The 17,636-nt window shown below is 59.5% G+C and carries 12 protein-coding genes; 3 read left to right on the top strand and 9 right to left on the bottom strand.

The window, feature by feature from the left end; genetic code table 11:
• Positions 1-5: 5 nt before the first annotated feature.
• The 4 genes from AB4N42_RS05925 to rpsU form a co-directional block, all read right to left on the bottom strand.
• Complete coding sequence (locus AB4N42_RS05925; protein ID WP_460115970.1) at positions 6-3,749, bottom strand: EAL domain-containing protein; 3,744 nt, start codon at positions 3,747-3,749, stop codon at positions 6-8.
• Between the two features lie 122 nt (positions 3,750-3,871).
• Positions 3,872-5,719, bottom strand: coding sequence for an RNA polymerase sigma factor RpoD (gene rpoD / locus AB4N42_RS05930; RefSeq protein ID WP_030139238.1), 1,848 nt, complete (start codon positions 5,717-5,719; stop codon positions 3,872-3,874).
• Between the two features lie 67 nt (positions 5,720-5,786).
• Complete coding sequence (gene dnaG / locus AB4N42_RS05935) at positions 5,787-7,745, bottom strand: DNA primase (RefSeq protein WP_030139237.1); 1,959 nt, start codon at positions 7,743-7,745, stop codon at positions 5,787-5,789.
• Between the two features lie 479 nt (positions 7,746-8,224).
• Positions 8,225-8,440 carry a 30S ribosomal protein S21 gene (gene rpsU, locus AB4N42_RS05940; RefSeq protein WP_002551877.1) on the bottom strand — a complete coding sequence of 72 codons (216 nt, stop codon included), beginning with the start codon at positions 8,438-8,440 and terminating at the stop codon, positions 8,225-8,227.
• A gap of 199 nt (positions 8,441-8,639) precedes the next feature.
• Between rpsU and tsaD the strand changes: the two genes are divergently transcribed.
• Complete coding sequence (gene tsaD, locus AB4N42_RS05945) at positions 8,640-9,665, top strand: tRNA (adenosine(37)-N6)-threonylcarbamoyltransferase complex transferase subunit TsaD (RefSeq protein ID WP_030139236.1); 1,026 nt, start codon at positions 8,640-8,642, stop codon at positions 9,663-9,665.
• A gap of 8 nt (positions 9,666-9,673) precedes the next feature.
• Here the strand turns inward: tsaD and plsY are convergent, their stop codons facing one another.
• Positions 9,674-10,243 carry a glycerol-3-phosphate 1-O-acyltransferase PlsY gene (plsY, locus tag AB4N42_RS05950; protein ID WP_003206189.1) on the bottom strand — a complete coding sequence of 190 codons (570 nt, stop codon included), beginning with the start codon at positions 10,241-10,243 and terminating at the stop codon, positions 9,674-9,676.
• A gap of 74 nt (positions 10,244-10,317) precedes the next feature.
• On the opposite strand from plsY, the gene folB reads away from it, so the two are divergent.
• Together folB and folK are read left to right on the top strand one after the other, a co-directional pair.
• Positions 10,318-10,671 carry a dihydroneopterin aldolase gene (gene folB / locus AB4N42_RS05955; RefSeq protein WP_030139235.1) on the top strand — a complete coding sequence of 118 codons (354 nt, stop codon included), beginning with the start codon at positions 10,318-10,320 and terminating at the stop codon, positions 10,669-10,671.
• Positions 10,662-11,180 (top strand): 2-amino-4-hydroxy-6-hydroxymethyldihydropteridine diphosphokinase, encoded by a 519-nt coding sequence (gene folK, locus AB4N42_RS05960; protein WP_030139234.1) that lies wholly within the window; start codon positions 10,662-10,664, stop codon positions 11,178-11,180. The genes folB and folK overlap by 10 nt, the downstream gene beginning before the upstream one ends.
• 17 nt (positions 11,181-11,197) lie before the next feature.
• On the opposite strand, the gene AB4N42_RS05965 is transcribed toward folK, so the two are convergent.
• The 4 genes from AB4N42_RS05965 to AB4N42_RS05980 form a co-directional block, all read right to left on the bottom strand.
• Positions 11,198-12,424, bottom strand: coding sequence for a multifunctional CCA addition/repair protein (locus tag AB4N42_RS05965; RefSeq protein ID WP_258648402.1), 1,227 nt, complete (start codon positions 12,422-12,424; stop codon positions 11,198-11,200).
• Between the two features lie 64 nt (positions 12,425-12,488).
• Entirely contained in the window at positions 12,489-14,054 is a 1,566-nt protein-coding gene (locus tag AB4N42_RS05970; protein WP_030139232.1) for a SpoVR family protein, read from the bottom strand.
• Positions 14,051-15,322: a YeaH/YhbH family protein gene (locus AB4N42_RS05975; RefSeq protein WP_030139231.1), complete on the bottom strand. Its 1,272-nt coding sequence runs from the start codon at positions 15,320-15,322 to the stop codon at positions 14,051-14,053. The genes AB4N42_RS05970 and AB4N42_RS05975 overlap by 4 nt, the downstream gene beginning before the upstream one ends.
• Positions 15,323-15,425: 103 nt before the next feature.
• On the bottom strand, positions 15,426-17,348 hold the full coding sequence (locus AB4N42_RS05980; RefSeq protein WP_030139230.1) for a PrkA family serine protein kinase: 1,923 nt from the start codon (positions 17,346-17,348) through the stop codon (positions 15,426-15,428).
• Positions 17,349-17,636 lie beyond the last annotated feature (288 nt).

Consider the following 17,636-nt stretch of genomic DNA (forward strand, 5'->3'; position numbering starts at 1 on the left):
GCGGATTATAGCGACGGTTTCTCGGCTGTGCTATCCGAAAAATCCGATACGGTCATACGCAGAAACGTTGCGGCGAATTCCTCGGCGCAGAGGGGCAGGCTGACGATGTAGCCCTGGATCTGTTCGCAGCCTTCTTCGGTGAGGAATTGCTGTTGGGCCAGGGTTTCGACGCCTTCGGCGATGATGGTGAACTGCATGCTGCGCCCCAGGGCGATGATTGCTCGCACAATGGCGGCATCGTGGGGGTCGTCAGGCAGACCGCGGACAAATGACTGGTCGATCTTGAGGATGTCCAGCGGCAGTCGCTTGAGATAGCTCAGGGAGGAATAGCCGGTGCCGAAGTCGTCGATGGCCAGTTGCACGCCGAGTTTCTTCAGTTGGTGCAGTACCGTCAGCGCCTCTTCGGCCTGGCTCATGATGAAGTTTTCAGTAATTTCCAGTTGCAATAAGCCAGGCTCAAGCTGGTTTTCCCGCAGCAGTTGCTCGATGCGGCCCAGCAGGTTGGGTTGGCGCAGTTGGGCTCCCGCGAGGTTGACCGACAGCGGGCCGAGGCTTTCATGGTTGCTGTTCCACTCGCAGAGCTGGCGGCATGCGCTTTCCAATACCCAATCGCCGATCTGCAGGATCATGCCGTTTTCTTCCGCCAACGGGATGAAATGTTCGGGCGGCACGTCACCGAAGGTCGGGTGCGTCCAGCGAATGAGCGCTTCGGCGCCCACCAGCCGGTTGTCGGCGAGACTGATTTTCGGCTGGAAGGACAGCGACAGCTCGTTGCGTTCAATGGCCCGTCGCAGTTCGTGTTCCAAGGCGACGCGTTCGCTGGCCTGGGCCGTGAGATCGCGGGTGTAGCTTTCAACCCGGTTGCGACCCTTGGCCTTGGAACGGTACATCGCCGCATCGGCATTCTTGACCAGCGTGGCGACATCGCCGCCGTCTTGCGGATACAGGCTGGTGCCGATGCTGGCGCTGATGAAAAACTCATGTTCGCCGGCCTGGAATGGCGCGGCGAAGCAATTCAAGAGTTTATGCGCGATGTGCTCGGCATCGCTGGGCTGTTGCAGGCCGGGCAGCAGGATGATGAATTCGTCACCGCCCAGTCGCGCGACCGTGTCGATATCGCGCAGTTGTTCTCGCAGTCGCACGGCGATGCCCTTGAGGAGCAGGTCGCCGACCGGGTGCCCGAGGCTGTCGTTGATGTGCTTGAAACGGTCCAGGTCGAGAAACAGGACCGCGCCCTGGCCGCCGTTTTCCTGCTGGTTGTTCAGGGCCGTCAGCAGACGGCTTTCGAACAGGGTGCGATTTGGCAGGCCGGTCAGCGGGTCGTGGTGTGCCTGGTAGTCGAGGCGAGCCTGGGCGTGCTTGAGGCTGGAGATGTCAGCGAACACCGCGACGAAGTGCGTGATCTGTTGTTCGCGGTTGCGGACGGCGCTGATCGTCAGCCAGCTGGGGTAGAGTTCGCCGTTCTTGCGGCGGTTGGAGATCTCGCCCTGCCAGTGCCCTTCGGCCGTCAATTGATGCCACATCGCCGCATAGAACGCGCTGTCATGCAGGCCGGACGCGAGCAAGCGAGGCGTATGACCCAAGGCTTCGGTTTCGCTGTAGCCGGTGATCTCGGTGAAGGCGCGGTTCACGGCGCTGATGTGCTGCTGCGTGTCGGTGATCAATACGCCTTCGGCGGTGCTTTCGAAGACCGTGGCGGCCTGTTGCAGTTTTTCCTGCATGAGGTGGCGTTCGGTGATGTCCCGGGCGATGGTCAGCATGCAGTCTTCGTTGCCGATGGGCAGCGGACGGCTGGACACCTCGCAGAGTCGGATCTGCCCGTCGTTGCGGCGGATATGGCAGCTGAAATCCTTGACGAAGCCGTCCCGTTGCAGCAGGTCGAGCATCTGCTTGCGCTCGTTGAGGTTGACCCAGATGCCCAGGTCGAGCGTCGAACGGTCCACCGAAAGCGAGCTATTGAAACCGGTGATACGGCTGAAACCGTCGTTGACCTCGATCAGCAAGCCATCGCTCTGCCGGGACAGTAGCAGGCCATCGGGCGAGGCGTGGAAGGCCTTGGCAAACTTCTCTTCGGAGGTCTGCAACTGTTGCTGGGTTTCCTTGAGCTGGCTGATATCACGGACCACCACGACCAGCGCCGGGGTGGTGTCGAGGTCAAACGGTTCCGCGGAGATCAACCCGGTGAAGACCTGGCCGTTACTGCGCCGAAAGGGCATCTCCAGGTTGCGAATACTTCCGGCTTGCAGACGCTGCAACAGGCTCGGGCCCACACCCTGTATGCCCCATATATCCAGGTCGGTGGCGCTCTTGCCTACCACCTGGTCGGCGCTCAGGCCGATCTGCTCTTCAAAGGCTTTGTTGACTTCCAGCAGGCAGCCGTCCAGCAGCCGGGCGATGACCAGAATGTCCGGGCACTGGCGAAACACCGATCCGAACTTCTGTTCGGACAGGCGCAACGCTTCCTCGGTGTGCTTGGCTTCACTGATATCGATCATCAACCCGCGCATCAATGGCTCATGGCCGTGTTCGATCAGGCTGACGATGTCCCGTACCCACAGGCAGCGACCGTCGGCGGTTATCACCCGGTAGTCGATGCAATGGTCGCGCCCGGCAAGCACCTCGTGGTCGCAATAGGTCTGCGCGCGGATGAGGTCGGCCGGGTGAATGATGTTGCGCCAGAACCCCGGGATGAGCCAATGGCTGAGCGGATAGCCGAGCAATTCTTCGGCGTGGGGCGAGACGTAGCTGTAGGTGAAGTCGCTGACCCGTGCTTCCCAGGCAATCGCCGATAGACTTTCGACCAGTCCGCGATAGTGGTATTCGCTGCTGCGCAGCTCTTGCTCCAGGTCGACTCGCCTGGCTATCTCGGAGCTGAGGCGGCGGTTGATGCGAATCACCACTGCCAGGATACCCACCAGTAGAAGCAGCCCTGGCAGGCCGTACAGCAACAAATCTGACCAGAACTGCCGATAGTCGCGCACGTTGCCGATCCATTTTTCCTGGATTTCGCTGACCTCGGCGGGGGACATGTCCGCCATGACCTTGTCCAGGATACTCACCAGAATCTTGTTTTCCTGCGGGACGGCCATCGCGAGCTGATAACGATAAGGGGTCTCGCCACTGACATAGAGTCCGTCGAGCTTGAGTTGGCGCAAGCTCCAGACGCTGGACGCCAAGTCGCCGACGACGGCATCCACCTCATCGGTTGCCAACGCCTGCAAGGCTGAGCTGACGTTGGGCAGTGCCACCAGGTTCAGGTCGGGGTGGTGATTGCGCAACAGTTCGTGGGGGGCATAGTTCTCCACAACGGCGATTTTCAGACCGTAGAGGTCTTCAAGATTGCGCGGCTGGGCGCCGCCGTGATGGGCCAGGATGACAATCGGAAAGTCCAGGTATGGGCGGGTGAAAGCCAGGTAGTTCTGCCGTTCAGGGGTGGACATGATGCCCGGCAGGAGATCGATCCTGCCCTGTGCGACCTGTTCCAGCACGACGGTCCAACTCACCGGTTCAATGGGCGTCAACGTGACAGCCAGTCGCCGGCGAATGATTTCCACGTAATCGGCGGCCAAGCCCTGGTAGCGGCCCTGATCGTCGCGAAACTCGAACGGTGGCCACGAGGCATCGACGCCCAGGCGCAGGTCGGGGTGGTCCTTGAGCCAGCGGTGCTCTTCATCGGTGAGCGTCAACGCGCCGGCCGTCGCGGTCCAGGTCATCAGTGACAGCAAAAGCACGGCCGTCAGTCTGGGCATCACGGTCTCGTCATGGCTTGGGAGGATGTTTCGAGTGTAGACGGGCAACAGGGCGGGAGGGCAACGAAGGGCGTTTTATCTGCAGATAGCAAAACCCCCGGCAGGGCCGGGGGTTTTGAAGGTCACTCGTCGAGGAAGGAGCGCAGATGCTCGCTTCGCGTCGGGTGGCGCAGTTTGCGCAACGCCTTGGCTTCGATCTGACGAATCCGCTCACGGGTTACATCGAACTGCTTGCCGACTTCCTCAAGGGTGTGGTCGGTATTCATATCGATGCCGAAGCGCATGCGCAGCACCTTGGCTTCACGGGCAGTGAGGCCGGAAAGTACTTCGCGAGTCGCTTCCTTGAGACTCTCGACAGTGGCGACATCGATCGGAGACTGCATGGTGGAGTCTTCGATGAAGTCACCCAGATGGGAGTCTTCGTCATCACCGATCGGGGTCTCCATGGAGATCGGCTCTTTGGCGATCTTCAGTACCTTGCGGATCTTGTCCTCAGGCATTTCCATGCGTTCGCCCAGCTCTTCCGGCGTCGGTTCGCGACCCATTTCCTGCAACATCTGCCGGGAAATGCGGTTGAGCTTGTTGATGGTCTCGATCATGTGCACCGGAATACGGATGGTGCGGGCCTGGTCGGCGATCGAGCGAGTGATCGCCTGACGGATCCACCAGGTGGCATAAGTCGAGAACTTGTAGCCGCGACGGTATTCGAACTTATCCACCGCCTTCATCAGGCCGATGTTGCCTTCCTGGATCAGATCGAGGAATTGCAGGCCGCGGTTGGTGTACTTCTTGGCGATGGAGATCACCAGACGCAAGTTCGCTTCGACCATCTCTTTCTTCGCGCGACGGGCCTTGGCCTCGCCGATCGACATGCGACGGTTGATGTCCTTGATCTCGGCGATGCTCAGGCCAGTCTCGGCCTCCAGCGCGCTCAGCTTCTGCTGGCAACGAACGATGTCCGGTTGCAGGCGGGCAATGGCTTCGGCGTACTTGCTCTTGCCTTTGGCCAATGCATCGGTCCAGCTTTCGTCGACTTCGTGGCCAGGGAACTGGCGCAGGAAGTCTGCACGCGGCATGCGCGCATCACGAACGCACAGCTGCATGATGGCGCGTTCTTGCTGGCGCAGGCGATCCAGGGCGCTACGAACACGCTCCACCAGGCCTTCGAACTGCTTGGGCACCAGCTTGATCGGCATGAACAGCTCGGCCAGCGCCAACAGCTCGGCGATGGCCTGCTTGTTGCTGCGACCATGCTTCTTCAGCGCCTTGCGGGTGATTTCCATCTGGTCGGCCACGGCGCCGAAGCGCTGGGCAGCGATGATGGGATCCGGACCGCTTTCGGCTTCTTCTTCGTCGTCGCTGGCTTCGGCGTCTTCGTCATCGGTGTCATCGTCGGCCTTGGCGGCTTTCGAGTCGATCGGTGGCGGCACTTCGGCGGCAGGCGGCGCAATGCCGTCATCCGGGTCGATGTAGCCACTCAGAACGTCGGACAGGCGGCCACCTTCGGTGGTGACGCGGGTGTACTCCGAGAGAATATGGTCAACCGTGCCAGGGAAGTGCGCGATCGCGCCCATCACTTCACGGATACCTTCTTCAATACGCTTGGCGATTTCGATCTCGCCTTCACGTGTGAGGAGCTCTACCGTACCCATTTCACGCATGTACATGCGCACGGGGTCCGTGGTGCGACCAATGTCGGTCTCGACCGCTGCCAACGCTGCGGCCGCTTCTTCAGCGGCCGCCTCGTCGGTATCGGCGTCGGCCAGCATAAGGGCATCCTTATCTGGAGCAACCTCGAATACGTTGATCCCCATGTCGTTGATCATGCGGATGATGTCTTCCACCTGTTCCGGATCTGAAATATCCTCCGGCAGGTGGTCGTTGACCTCCGCGTAAGTCAGGTAGCCCTGCTCACGACCCAATAGGATCAACTCTTTGATACGAGACTGCTGTTGCGCTTTTCCGGACATAACACCCTATCCACTGAAGGTCTTGGCGGGCAAAAAACAAGCCGAGGATTATACCTGAGCTGTGACCTCACGCGCCAGTTGAGGTCGGGTTTGATGCGCAAACATTGCGGCTGAGTAAATCCCGCAATTGGTTTTTCTCTTCGCTGGTCAACTCGCTCTGGCGAGCTTTGCGCAGAAGTTGTTCCAGGTTTCGCTCGCGTTGGCGGGCGGACAAGCTAGTAATGGTGTCGAAAAACTGTTGTTCAAGGTTGTCTCCCTCTATCAGCCATTCCTTCTCGGCCAGCGCCTTCAACAGGCGCCCTTGCTCGGTGCCGTGCCACCGCGCGATCAACTGGAATGAGTTTAGCTTGGGGTTCTTCTGCACGGCTTCAAGGAGTGCCACCAGCAATTGTGTGTTGCTGTGGTCCTCGGCGGCGAAGTGCCCGGCGTCCTCTACTTTCCCGGCCAGTTGCGGGTGATGCAGCAAGGTGCGCAAGGCGGCCAGTGTTGGTGGTTCGACGGCGGCCGGCACGCGCGGGGCACGTGGCTGGTCGCGATCGCCGCGCTTGCCGTTCTTGTCCCAGGGTTTCTTGTCCCATTTCTTGCCGCCACCGGCGTTCTTTTTCGGCGTCCATTCCTGCTGCGGGGCGTAATCCTGCTGGGGTTGATGATAGTCGGCGAAATCCGGCATCGCGTCGTAATCAATGCCTGGGTCATAGGCTGGCGGCGCCTCTTGAGGGGCGCTGTGGGCCAGTTGATTCATCGCTTCGTTGTTGAGGCCGGTGATTTCGCTCAGGCGTTGACGCATGAGCGTGCGCAGGTTGGCGCCCGGCACCTTGTCGATCAGCGGTGCCGCGAGGGTGGCCATGTGCGCCTTGCCTTCGAGGGAGCGCGGATCGGCTTCTTCGGTCAGTTGCTGGAAAAAATAATCGGCCAGCGGCTGCGCGTGCTGGTTGATCCGTGCACGAAATGCATCGGTGCCTTCGGAGCGCACCAGGGTGTCCGGGTCTTCGCCCTCGGGCAGGAATAGAAAGCGTGCGCGTCGCCCGTCCTGCAAACATGGCAACGTTGCCTCCAGCGCACGCCAGGCGGCATTGCGCCCGGCCTGGTCGCCGTCGAAGCAGAACAGCACGCTCGGCACCACGCGAAACAGGCGCTTCATGTGTTCTTCGCTGGTGGCCGTGCCCAAGGTTGCAACGGCGTTGCGCAAGCCTTGCTGGGCCAGGGCGATGACGTCCATGTAGCCTTCGACGACAATGATCTCGTCGAGGTTGCGGTTGTTCTTGCGCGCTTCGTACAGGCCATAAAGCTCCTGGCCTTTATGGAACACCGGCGTTTCCGGGGAGTTCAGATACTTAGGTTTGTCATCGCCCAGTACCCGACCGCCAAAGGCGATGATTCGCCCGCGCGTATCGCGGATCGGGAACATCACGCGGTCACGGAAGCGGTCGTAGCGCTTGCCGGTCTCGGCATTCTCGACCAGCAGGCCGGCATCGATCATCGCGCGCTGCTGCAGTGTGTCGCTGCTTAAATGCTTGTACAGATTGTCCCAGCCGGGCGGGGCGAAGCCGAGGCCGAAATCACGGGCAATCTCGCCGGTCAGGCCGCGGCCCTTGAGATAATCCACCGCCGCCTTGCGGGCCGGATGGCTTTTCAGGGCCTGGCGATAAAAATCAGCCGCGGCGGTCAGCAGTGGATAAAGCGGCGAGTCGGTCGGTTGGCGCGGCTTGTGCTGCCGACCGCTTTCCTCGCGAGGAATTTCCATGCCAGCGGCTTTGGCCAGTTCTTCGACAGCCTGGGGGAAGTCCAGGTTGTCGTGGTCCATGATGAAGCCGAGGGCATTGCCGCCCGCGCCGCAGCCAAAGCAGTAGTAGAACTGCTTGTCGGGGCTGACGCTGAAAGATGGGGTTTTTTCTTTGTGGAACGGGCAGCAGGCCGTGTAGTTCTTGCCCGCTTTCTTCATTTGCAGGCGAGAGCTGACCACGTCGACGATGTCGGTGCGGTTCAGGAGGTCGTCAATAAAGCTCTGGGGAATCAGCCCGGCCATGGCGTTCTCATCATCACTGCGCGAAAAAGGGCCCGAGATCAGCAGGCGTCATCGGTTCCTGGTTTTGAGGCACGGAAAACAGGTGGCTCGACCGGGTCGTCTGCATCATTGCTGTCGGGAAGTGTATCTGCCGATTATCCACTGACGTTAATGACTATCAGTATTCGACTGTATGAATGTGTTGCGCTGAGTCCGGTAACGGCCGGTCTGGCCACGGATAGCTCATCAAGCGGGCACGCAAGCGGGTGCCTTGGGCTGATCGTCGTTAGAGGAATCAGGGTGTGCTCGTCAGTAGCCTTGGAAGGCTCGTCAGAAGAGACGTGCACCGCTGGCAAAAGAGCCAGGTCTGACGCGGTGAAGCGGGTTGTCTAGGTCGCGTCTGCGGCTTTGACAGTGAAGCATCAAGCGTTTTCCGCAAATGCCATAAGCCCGGCTTGATGGCCGGGCTTGGCAAGAAGCTTGCGACGGACGTCTGTGTATTAGTACAGACGTACGGCGCGGCGCTGTTCGCGCTGAACTTTCTTGGCGTGACGCTTAACAGCGGCTGCTGCTTTGCGCTTACGCTCGGAAGTCGGCTTCTCGTAGAATTCGCGGCTACGAACTTCAGCCAGAACACCGGCTTTTTCGCAGGAGCGCTTGAAACGACGCAGAGCTACGTCGAAGGGTTCGTTCTCTTTTACTTTGACGGCTGGCATCCAGAGCTACCTTCATTCATTACCGGGGTCAACATCCTCGCGGCAAAAGAGCACTTGAAGACGTCGGTTTTTAAGGGTTGCGGATGTTAACCCCTCAACGCTCGGAATGCAAAGCCTCTGATCGAAAACCGCTGGTCGGGGCACAACGCGGCGACTATTATGCGCGCCTTCGAATTCAGCCTCTACAAGGCGCAAACCCATGCTAGTACTGGGATTAGAAACATCCTGCGACGAAACCGGCGTTGCTCTCTACGACAGCGAGCGTGGCCTGCTGGCCGATGCTTTGTTCAGTCAAATCGACCTGCACCGCGCCTATGGCGGCGTGGTGCCCGAGCTTGCGTCCCGTGACCACGTCAAGCGCATGCTGCCCTTGATCCGCCAGGTCCTGGCCGAAGCCGGCTGTGTGCCGACCGAGATCGATGCCATCGCCTATACCGCAGGGCCGGGCCTGGTCGGCGCGCTGCTGGTCGGCGCTTCCTGTGCCCAGGCGCTGGCCTTTGCCTGGGGCATTCCGGCCTTGGGCGTGCACCACATGGAAGGTCACCTGCTGGCCCCAATGCTGGAACCGCAACCGCCGGAATTTCCGTTCGTCGCTTTGTTGGTGTCGGGTGGTCATACGCAGCTTGTCCGCGTGGACGGAATCGGTCAGTACGCCCTCATGGGGGAGTCGCTCGATGATGCCGCCGGGGAAGCTTTCGACAAAACCGCGAAGATGATGGGCCTCAATTATCCGGGCGGACCGGAAATCGCACGGCTGGCAACCCAAGGGGTTGAAGGACGTTTCGTCTTCCCTCGTCCGATGTGCGATCGGCCTGGCCTGGATTTCAGCTTCAGCGGCCTGAAAACCTTCGCGTTGAATACCTGGCAGCAGTGCGTCAGCGCCGGGGACGACAGTGAGCAAGCCCGTTGCGACATCTCCCTGGCATTCCAGCAAGCCGTGGTGGAGACTTTGACCATCAAGTGCAAGCGCGCCTTGAAACAGGCCGGGCTCAAGCGCTTGGTCATCGCCGGCGGGGTGAGTGCCAACAAAGCCTTGCGATTGTCATTGGAAAAAATGCTCGGCGACATGAAGGGCGACGTTTACTACGCCCGGCCGGAGTTCTGCACAGATAATGGCGCGATGATCGCTTTTGCTGGTTGCCAACGTTTGCTGGCCGGCCAGCAGGAAAGCCTGGCGATCAGCGTGCAGGCGCGCTGGCCCATGGAGCAGTTGGCGCCGCTGTGAAGCGTCATTTAAAAATGCCGTTCGCGCCCGGCGAACAGGTCGCGTAGATTGCCCCGGTGGCGCCAGACGATCAGTGCAACCAGCGCGGTCATTGGCAGCAGGGCCGCCGGTTCCTGCCAGGCTAGCAACGGCAGGGTCAGCGGCGTGGCGATCAGCGCGGCCAGGGAGCTGGTCCGAGTCAGGTAGAAGGTCAGCAGCCAGGCGCAGACAGCCAGCAGGGCGGCAGGGGGATAAAGACCCAGCAGCATGCCGGCGGCGGTGGCGACACCCTTGCCGCCACGAAAGCGAAAGTACAGCGGGAACAGGTGGCCGATGACGGCGCAGACGCCGATCCAGGCCTGTTGCTGCAACGAGAGCCCTGCAAGGCTGGCGATCAATACCGGGACAAGGCCTTTGCAGAGGTCGCCAAGCAGGGTCAGGATGGCGAGTTTGCGTCCGGCCAGGCGCAGCATGTTGGTGGCACCGGCATTGCCCGAGCCACTCATTCGCGGATCCGGGCGACCGGTCAGGCGGCTGAGCAAAATGGCGAAGGACAGTGAGCCGAGCAGGTAGGCGAGGATCGCCAGTAACCAAAACATGCTAACCATTCCGGGCGAGGACGCCCTGATTCTAACGGCGCATTGCGCCCTTGTCGTGCTGCGGAGAAAAGTGCTTGGACAGAGTGTTTATCGAGGGCCTGGAAGTCGACACGGTAATCGGTGCCTACGACTGGGAGCGAGGCATCCGACAGTGTCTGCGGCTTGACCTGAGCTTCGCCTGGGACAACCGCCCGGCCGCCGCGGGCGACGACCTTACCCTGGCTCTCGATTACGCCAGCGTTTCGGCGCGTATCCAGGCGTTCGCAGAGCTGGCGCAGTTCCAGCTGGTCGAGACCTTTGCAGAGCGTTTGGCCAAGGAACTCATGGACGAGTTCGAGATTACCTGGCTGCGCCTGAAAGTAACCAAGCCTGGCGCCGTTCCGGCTGCCAGTGGGGTTGGCGTGGAGATCGAGCGCGGATGTCGCTGACACAGGTTTTCCTCGGGCTCGGCAGCAATATCGAGCGCGAAACCCATTTGTCCGCAGGGCTTGAGGCATTGGCCGGTTTTTTGGTCGATATGCGCTGCTCGGCCGTGTTCGAGAGCCAGCCGGTAGGCATCAAGAGCGGTCCGTTCTTCAATTTTGTCGTGTCGGCCTTCACTGACCTACCGCTGATGGAGCTGGATCGCCGGCTCAAATTCATCGAGGCCGACAATGGTCGTTACGCGCCGGACCGCAAGGGTTTGCCGTTGGATATCGACGTGTTGTTGTATGGCGAACAGGTTGGCAACTTCGATGGGTTGATCCTTCCGCGCGCGGAAATCCTCAAGAATGCCTTTGTGCTATGGCCTTTGTCGTTGATTGCGCCGGATCGGATTCATCCGGGCGTGGGCAAGAGCTTTGCAACGTTGTGGGAAGAAGCACAGATCGACCAGGTGCTAGCGCCGGTGGCATTCGAGTGGCGAGGGAAGCAGCTTACGCCGTTGGATCTGCTGTAAAGCGGCGGCCGACGTCGTCAGCTCGCCGCTTCCTTGTAAGCCTTCAGCGCCTTGAGGCGCTCACGCTTGATCGCCTCACCGAGTTCCGGTCCCTTGAAGCCTTTCTCCAGCAACGGTTGCACCGCTACTGCCCGGGCCGCTGACGCAGCGCCCCGCAGATAATCGGCCTGTGGATAACTTCGCTCTTCAAGCCCCTTGCGTCCGCGTGCGTCCATCTCGCATGCGGCGATGAACTCCTCGAAGCGCTGGGGGCGCCGGTACACATCGAAACTCTGCAGCAGCTCAAGCAAAGTGGATGCCTTGAGTTCCAGCGCGCGATGACCATGGGTGTGGTATTGGCCCACCAGTAGCGCCAATTCCTGACAGTCGCGGGGCGCCTTGAAACGCTCGTTGACCGCTTTGATCAGTTTCAGCCCGGTGTGTTCATGGGCGATGTGGCGTGGCCATTCATGCTCGGGCGTCAGGCCTTTTCCCAAATCATGCAACAGGCAAGCCCAACGGACCGACAGCGGCTGCTTGAACCGTGCTGACTGTTCCAGCACGCCTAGGGTATGAGCGCCCGTGTCGATTTCGGGATGATGGGCTTCAGGTTGTGGTACGCCGAACAATGCATCGACTTCGGGCATCAGGACCTTGAGCGCATCACAGTCATGAAGCACTTGAATAAATACCTGCGGCTGGTTTTCCATCAGCGCGCGTGAGATTTCTTTCCAGCTGCGTTCTGCCGTCAGTGCTTCCAGCTCTCCTGAACCGCTGAGTTGGCGCATCAGCTCGAGAGTCTCGTCTGCAACCTTGAAGCCCAGCGGGGCATAGCGCGCGGCAAAACGAGCAACACGCAGGACCCTGAGGGGATCTTCGGCGAAAGCCATGGAAACGTGACGCAGCATCCGTGCTTCGATATCACGCTGGCCATGATAGGGGTCGATGAGATTGCCATGATCATCCTCGGCAATCGCGTTGATTGTCAGGTCCCTGCGGATCAGGTCTTCTTCGAGCGTCACCTCGGGGCTGGCATGGAACACGAAGCCACCATAACCCCTGCCGCTCTTTCGTTCCGTGCGGGCGAGGGCATATTCCTCGCCTGTCTTCGGGTCAAGAAATACCGGGAAATCAGCCCCTACGGGGCGGAAGCCCTTGGCGAGCATTTCCTCGGCGGTGGCCCCCACCACGACCCGATCGATGTCGGTGACGGGAATCCCCAGCAGGCGGTCGCGAACGGCGCCGCCAACTTTGTAGATTTGCATAAAAAACCTCCGTTGGGCCGACAGGATAAACCTTTACGCCGGACCGCCGGAGGCGAAAACGCTATCAAAGATGTATGACGGCCAAGTCCAGGCGGCCGTAGTCTCCTTCGGCTTGTTCATTTCGCGGGGGGACATGATGGGTTTTCATCACCTGTTCGCCTTGCAGGGTTTCGAGGTGGATATCGAATCCCCAGAGGCGATGCAGGTGCTTGAGGACTTCATCGGTTGAATCGCCCAGCGGCTTGCGATTGTGCTGTTGATGACGGAGCGTCAGCGAGCGATCCCCACGGCGGTCGATGCTGTAGATCTGTACGTTGGGTTCGCGATTGCCCAGGTTGTACTGCGCCGCCAGGGTTTCACGGATGATGCGATAACCGCTTTCATCATGGATCGCGGGTACCAGCAGGTCGTCCTTCTGATCATCGTCAAGGATGCTGAATAGCTTCAGGTCGCGGATCACTTTGGGCGAAAGGTACTGCAGGATGAAGCTCTCATCCTTGAAGCTGCTCATCGCGAATTTGATCGTGGACAACCAATCCGACCCGGCCAGCTCAGGAAACCAGCGACGATCCTCTTCGGTTGGGTTTTCACACATCCGCCGAATGTCGCGGTACATCGCGAAGCCCAGCGCATAAGGGTTGATGCCGCTGTAATACGGGCTGTCGAAGCCGGGCTGGAACACCACGCTGGTATGGGATGTGAGGAACTCCATCATGAAGCCGTCGGTGACCAGGCCCTCGTCGTACAGGTCGTTCATCAGTGTGTAGTGCCAGAACGTCGCCCAACCCTCGTTCATGACCTGGGTCTGGCGCTGCGGATAGAAATACTGGGCGATCTTGCGCACGATCCGCACGATTTCCCGCTGCCAAGGCTCCAGCAGCGGCGCATGCTTTTCGATGAAATAGAGGATGTTTTCCTGGGGCTCGGCAGGGAAGCGCGCGTTGTCCTTCTCGCTGTATTTGTCCGCGCCCTTGGGGATGGTCCGCCATAGGTCGTTGATCTGCTTCTGCAGATGTTCTTCCCTGTCTTTCTGCCTGCGCCGCTCTTCTTCAGCGGAAATCGGATAGGGGCGCTTGTAGCGGTCCACGCCGTAGTTCATCAAGGCATGGCAGGAGTCCAGCAAGTCCTCCACGGCGTCGATGCCGTGGCGCTCTTCGCACTGCATGATGTACTGCTTGGCAAATACCAGGTAATCGATGATCGAGCTGGCATCGGTCCACGTACGGAACAGGTAGTTGCCCTTGAAGAAACTGTTGTGCCCATAGCACGCATGCGCCACCACCAAGGCTTGCATGCAGATGGTGTTTTCTTCCATCAGGTAGGCAATGCACGGGTCGGAGTTGATCACGATTTCGTAGGCCAATCCCATCTGGCCTCGGCTATAGGATTTTTCCGTACTGAGAAAATGCTTGCCATAGGACCAGTGGTGATAGCCCAGCGGCATGCCGACCGACGCATAGGCGTCCATCATCTGCTCGGCGGTGATCACTTCAATCTGGTTCGGGTAGGTGTCCAGGGCATAACGGTCCGCGATACGACTGATTTCGCGGTCGTAGGCCTGGATCAGTTCAAATGTCCATTCGGAACCGGTGGAGATGGGCTGGCGCTTCTGCTCTTTTTTGGCGGTCATGTCACTAACCTGCGCTGGAAGAGTTCACGGAAGACCGGGTAGATATCCCCGGCCGAGACCAGTTGCTGTTGGGCAAACGTGTCGGAAAAGGCTTCGGCGATGCGTTCGTATTCGTACCACAGGGCCTGATGTTCGCGTGGAGTTATTTCCACATAGGTGTAGTACTGGACGAACGGCATGATCTGGTTGATCAGGATGTCGCGGCAAATGGGCGAATCGTCGTTCCAGTTATCCCCGTCGGACGCCTGCGCCGCATAGATATTCCATTCGTTGGCTGGATAACGTGCGGCCATGATTTCCTGCATCAACTTCAAGGCGCTGGAAACAATGGTGCCACCGGTTTCCCGGGAATAGAAAAATTCTTCTTCGTCGACCTCCCGGGCGCTGGTGTGGTGACGGATGAACACCACGTCGATCTTGTCGTAGTTCCGCTTCAGGAACAGGTACAACAGGATGAAGAAGCGCTTGGCAATGTCCTTGGTCGCTTGGGTCATGGAGCCGGATACGTCCATGAGGCAGAACATCACGGCCTTGGAACTGGGGTTTGGCTGCTTCACCAGCAGGTTGTACTTGAGGTCGAAAGTATCCAGGAACGGCACGCGGTGGATGCGCGCGCTGAGTTTCTCGATCTCCGCTTCCAGGTCCTGAATGTCGCCGAAGTTATCGGGTTCCTCGCGCTTGAGACGGGCCAGTTCTTCCTTGGCTTCGCGCAGTTTCGCCCGGCTGCTACCTGACAGGGCGATGCGGCGGGCGTGGGCTGAGCGCAGGGTGCGGATGATGTTGATGCGCGAGGGGTTGCCCTCGTTGCTGATACCGGCCCGCACGGTCTTGAAGGTGTCTGTGCCCGTCAGGTTGCGTTTGACCAGGTTCGGCAACTCCAGGTCCTCGAACATGAATTCAAGGAATTCCTCCTGGGTAATCTGGAACACGAACTCGTCCATGCCTTCGCCGGAATTGCCAGCCTTGCCAGGGCCTTTGCCTCCGCCCCCACCGGGTGGGCGAGGGATGTGCTCGCCGCTGGTGAATTCCTTGTTTCCAGGGTGCACGACGGTCTGCTTGCCGCCGCGGCCATGGTGAAGCACCGGCTCGTCGATGTCGCGACCGGGAATGCTGATTTGTTCGCCGTGTTCCATGTCGGTAATGGAGCGGCGGCTGACCGCCTCTTCGACGGCTTTCTTGATGTGATCACGGTAGCGCCGCAAAAAACGCTGGCGGTTCACCGTGCTCTTGTTCTTGCCATTGAGGCGTCGGTCGATCACATAGCTCATAGGCCCCTCCGGGGGAGCTTCAAGTCGTGAGCTACAAGCTGCGAGCAAAAGCAGGCTCACGCGCTTTTCTCTTGCAGCTTATAGCTTGTAGCTTGTCGCTGTACTACTGCGATTTCCGGACCCGCAGGTACCACTCGGACAGCAGTCGTACCTGTTTGTCGGTGTAGCCACGTTCGACCATGCGTGTAACGAAGTCGTTGTGTTTTTGCTGGTCCTCCTTGCTGGCCTTGGCGTTGAAGCTGATGACGGGCAGCAGGTCTTCGGTGTTGGAGAACATTTTCTTCTCGATGACCACCCGCAGCTTCTCGTAGCTGAGCCACGTAGGGTTCTTGCCGTTGTTGTTGGCCCGGGCGCGCAGGACGAAGTTGACGATCTCGTTGCGGAAATCCTTCGGATTGCTGATGCCCGCCGGTTTCTCGATCTTTTCCAGTTCCTCGTTGAGCGCCACGCGATTGAGGATCTCGCCGGTTTCCGGATCACGGTATTCCTGGTCCTGAATCCAGAAATCTGCGTACAGCACGTAGCGATCGAAGATGTTCTGACCGTATTCGCTGTAGGATTCCAGGTAGGCGGTCTGGATTTCCTTGCCGATGAACTCGATGTAGCGGGGCGCCAGGTATTCCTTGAGGAAGCGCAGGTACCGCTCGCGGGTTTCCGCCTGGAATTGTTCCTGCTCGATCTGTTGCTCAAGCACATACAACAGGTGGACCGGGTTGGCGGCGATTTCATGCGGATCGAAGTTGAAGACCTTGGACAGGATCTTGAACGCGAAACGAGTGGAGAGGCCGTTCATCCCTTCGTCCACGCCCGCGTTGTCGCGGTATTCCTGGATCGACTTGGCCTTTGGATCGGTGTCCTTGAGATTTTCGCCGTCGTAGACCCGCATCTTCGAATAGATGTTGGAGTTTTCCGGCTCCTTGAGGCGCGACAGCACGGTGAACTGGGCCAGCATCTTCAGTGTGTCGGGCGCGCAATGGGCCTTGGACAGCGAGCTGTTGAACAGCAGCTTGTCGTAGATCTTCACCTCGTCGGTGACCCGCAGGCAGTAAGGCACCTTGACGATGTAGATCCGGTCGATGAAGGCTTCGTTGTTCTTGTTGTTGCGGAAGGTGTGCCATTCCGATTCGTTGGAGTGCGCCAGCAGGATGCCGCTGAACGGAATCGCCCCCAACCCCTCGGTGCTGTTGTAGTTACCTTCCTGGGTGGCGGTCAGCAACGGGTGAAGCACCTTGATGGGCGCCTTGAACATTTCGACGAATTCCATCAGGCCCTGGTTGGCCCGGCACAGCGCGCCAGAATAGCTGTAGGCGTCGGCGTCGTTCTGTGGGAATTCCTCCAGCTTGCGGATATCGACCTTGCCCACCAGGGCGGAAATGTCCTGGTTGTTTTCATCCCCAGGCTCGGTCTTGGCGACCGCAATCTGGTTGAGGATCGATGGGTAGAGCTTGACCACCCGGAACTGGCTGATGTCACCGCCGAACTCGGCCAGGCGCTTGGTGGCCCATGGCGACATGATGGTGTTGAGGTAGCGGCGCGGAATGCCGAAATCTTCCTCGAGAATGGCGCCATCTTCGGTGGCGTTGAACAGCCCCAGCGGGGACTCGAACACCGGCGACCCCTTGATGGCATAAAAGGGCACTTTCTCAATCAGTTGCTTGAGCTTCTCGGCCAGTGATGATTTACCGCCGCCGACGGGGCCGAGCAGGTAGAGGATTTGTTTCTTCTCCTCCAGGCCCTGGGCGGCATGGCGGAAGTAGGACACGATCTGCTCGATGCATTCCTCCATCCCGTGGAAGTCGGCAAAGGCCGGGTAGCGGCGGATCACCTTGTTGGAAAATATCCGCGAGAGCCTCGAGTTGGTCGAGGTATCCAGCAGTTCCGGTTCTCCAATGGCCAGCAACAGACGCTCCGCGGCCGATGCGTAGGCACTGCGGTCCTGCTTGCAGAGTTCGAGGTATTCCTGCAGCGAGTACTCCTCCTGCCGCGTGGACTCGAAACGTTGCTGGAAGTGGCTAAAAATACTCATGACGTCACCTCGCTCGATACGTGGAGCCGGTGTCGGATCAATCAGTCGATGCTGGACAGCCGCTGGGAACCCAGTTGCCGTTTTACCCCCCAGAATGCTTCCAGGAATATCGACTCCTGGAAGCTGACTCCCGATGACCCGCGCGCCGGTGTACCGGCTCTCCCCTGTTTTGGATGGCCTGAGGCTAAGGATAGTTCGGAATCTGAGAGGTAAAGGTGGAATACGTAATTAGTTATGGCAGACCGTTCGTCTGCCATCGCCCAAGCCCGCGGTTCGCGTGGGCTTGCA

The sequence above is a fragment of the Pseudomonas sp. H2_D02 genome (genome assembly GCF_054677635.1).

Coding starts and splice junctions, on each gene's coding strand:
- AB4N42_RS05925 (WP_460115970.1), bottom strand. CDS start 3,749: ATGCCCAGACTGACGGCCGTGCTTTTGCTGTCACTGATGACCTGGACC.
- rpoD (WP_030139238.1), bottom strand. CDS start 5,719: ATGTCCGGAAAAGCGCAACAGCAGTCTCGTATCAAAGAGTTGATCCTA.
- dnaG (WP_030139237.1), bottom strand. CDS start 7,745: ATGGCCGGGCTGATTCCCCAGAGCTTTATTGACGACCTCCTGAACCGC.
- rpsU (WP_002551877.1), bottom strand. CDS start 8,440: ATGCCAGCCGTCAAAGTAAAAGAGAACGAACCCTTCGACGTAGCTCTG.
- tsaD (WP_030139236.1), top strand. CDS start 8,640: ATGCTAGTACTGGGATTAGAAACATCCTGCGACGAAACCGGCGTTGCT.
- plsY (WP_003206189.1), bottom strand. CDS start 10,243: ATGTTTTGGTTACTGGCGATCCTCGCCTACCTGCTCGGCTCACTGTCC.
- folK (WP_030139234.1), top strand. CDS start 10,662: ATGTCGCTGACACAGGTTTTCCTCGGGCTCGGCAGCAATATCGAGCGC.
- AB4N42_RS05965 (WP_258648402.1), bottom strand. CDS start 12,424: ATGCAAATCTACAAAGTTGGCGGCGCCGTTCGCGACCGCCTGCTGGGG.
- AB4N42_RS05970 (WP_030139232.1), bottom strand. CDS start 14,054: ATGACCGCCAAAAAAGAGCAGAAGCGCCAGCCCATCTCCACCGGTTCC.
- AB4N42_RS05975 (WP_030139231.1), bottom strand. CDS start 15,322: ATGAGCTATGTGATCGACCGACGCCTCAATGGCAAGAACAAGAGCACG.
- AB4N42_RS05980 (WP_030139230.1), bottom strand. CDS start 17,348: ATGAGTATTTTTAGCCACTTCCAGCAACGTTTCGAGTCCACGCGGCAG.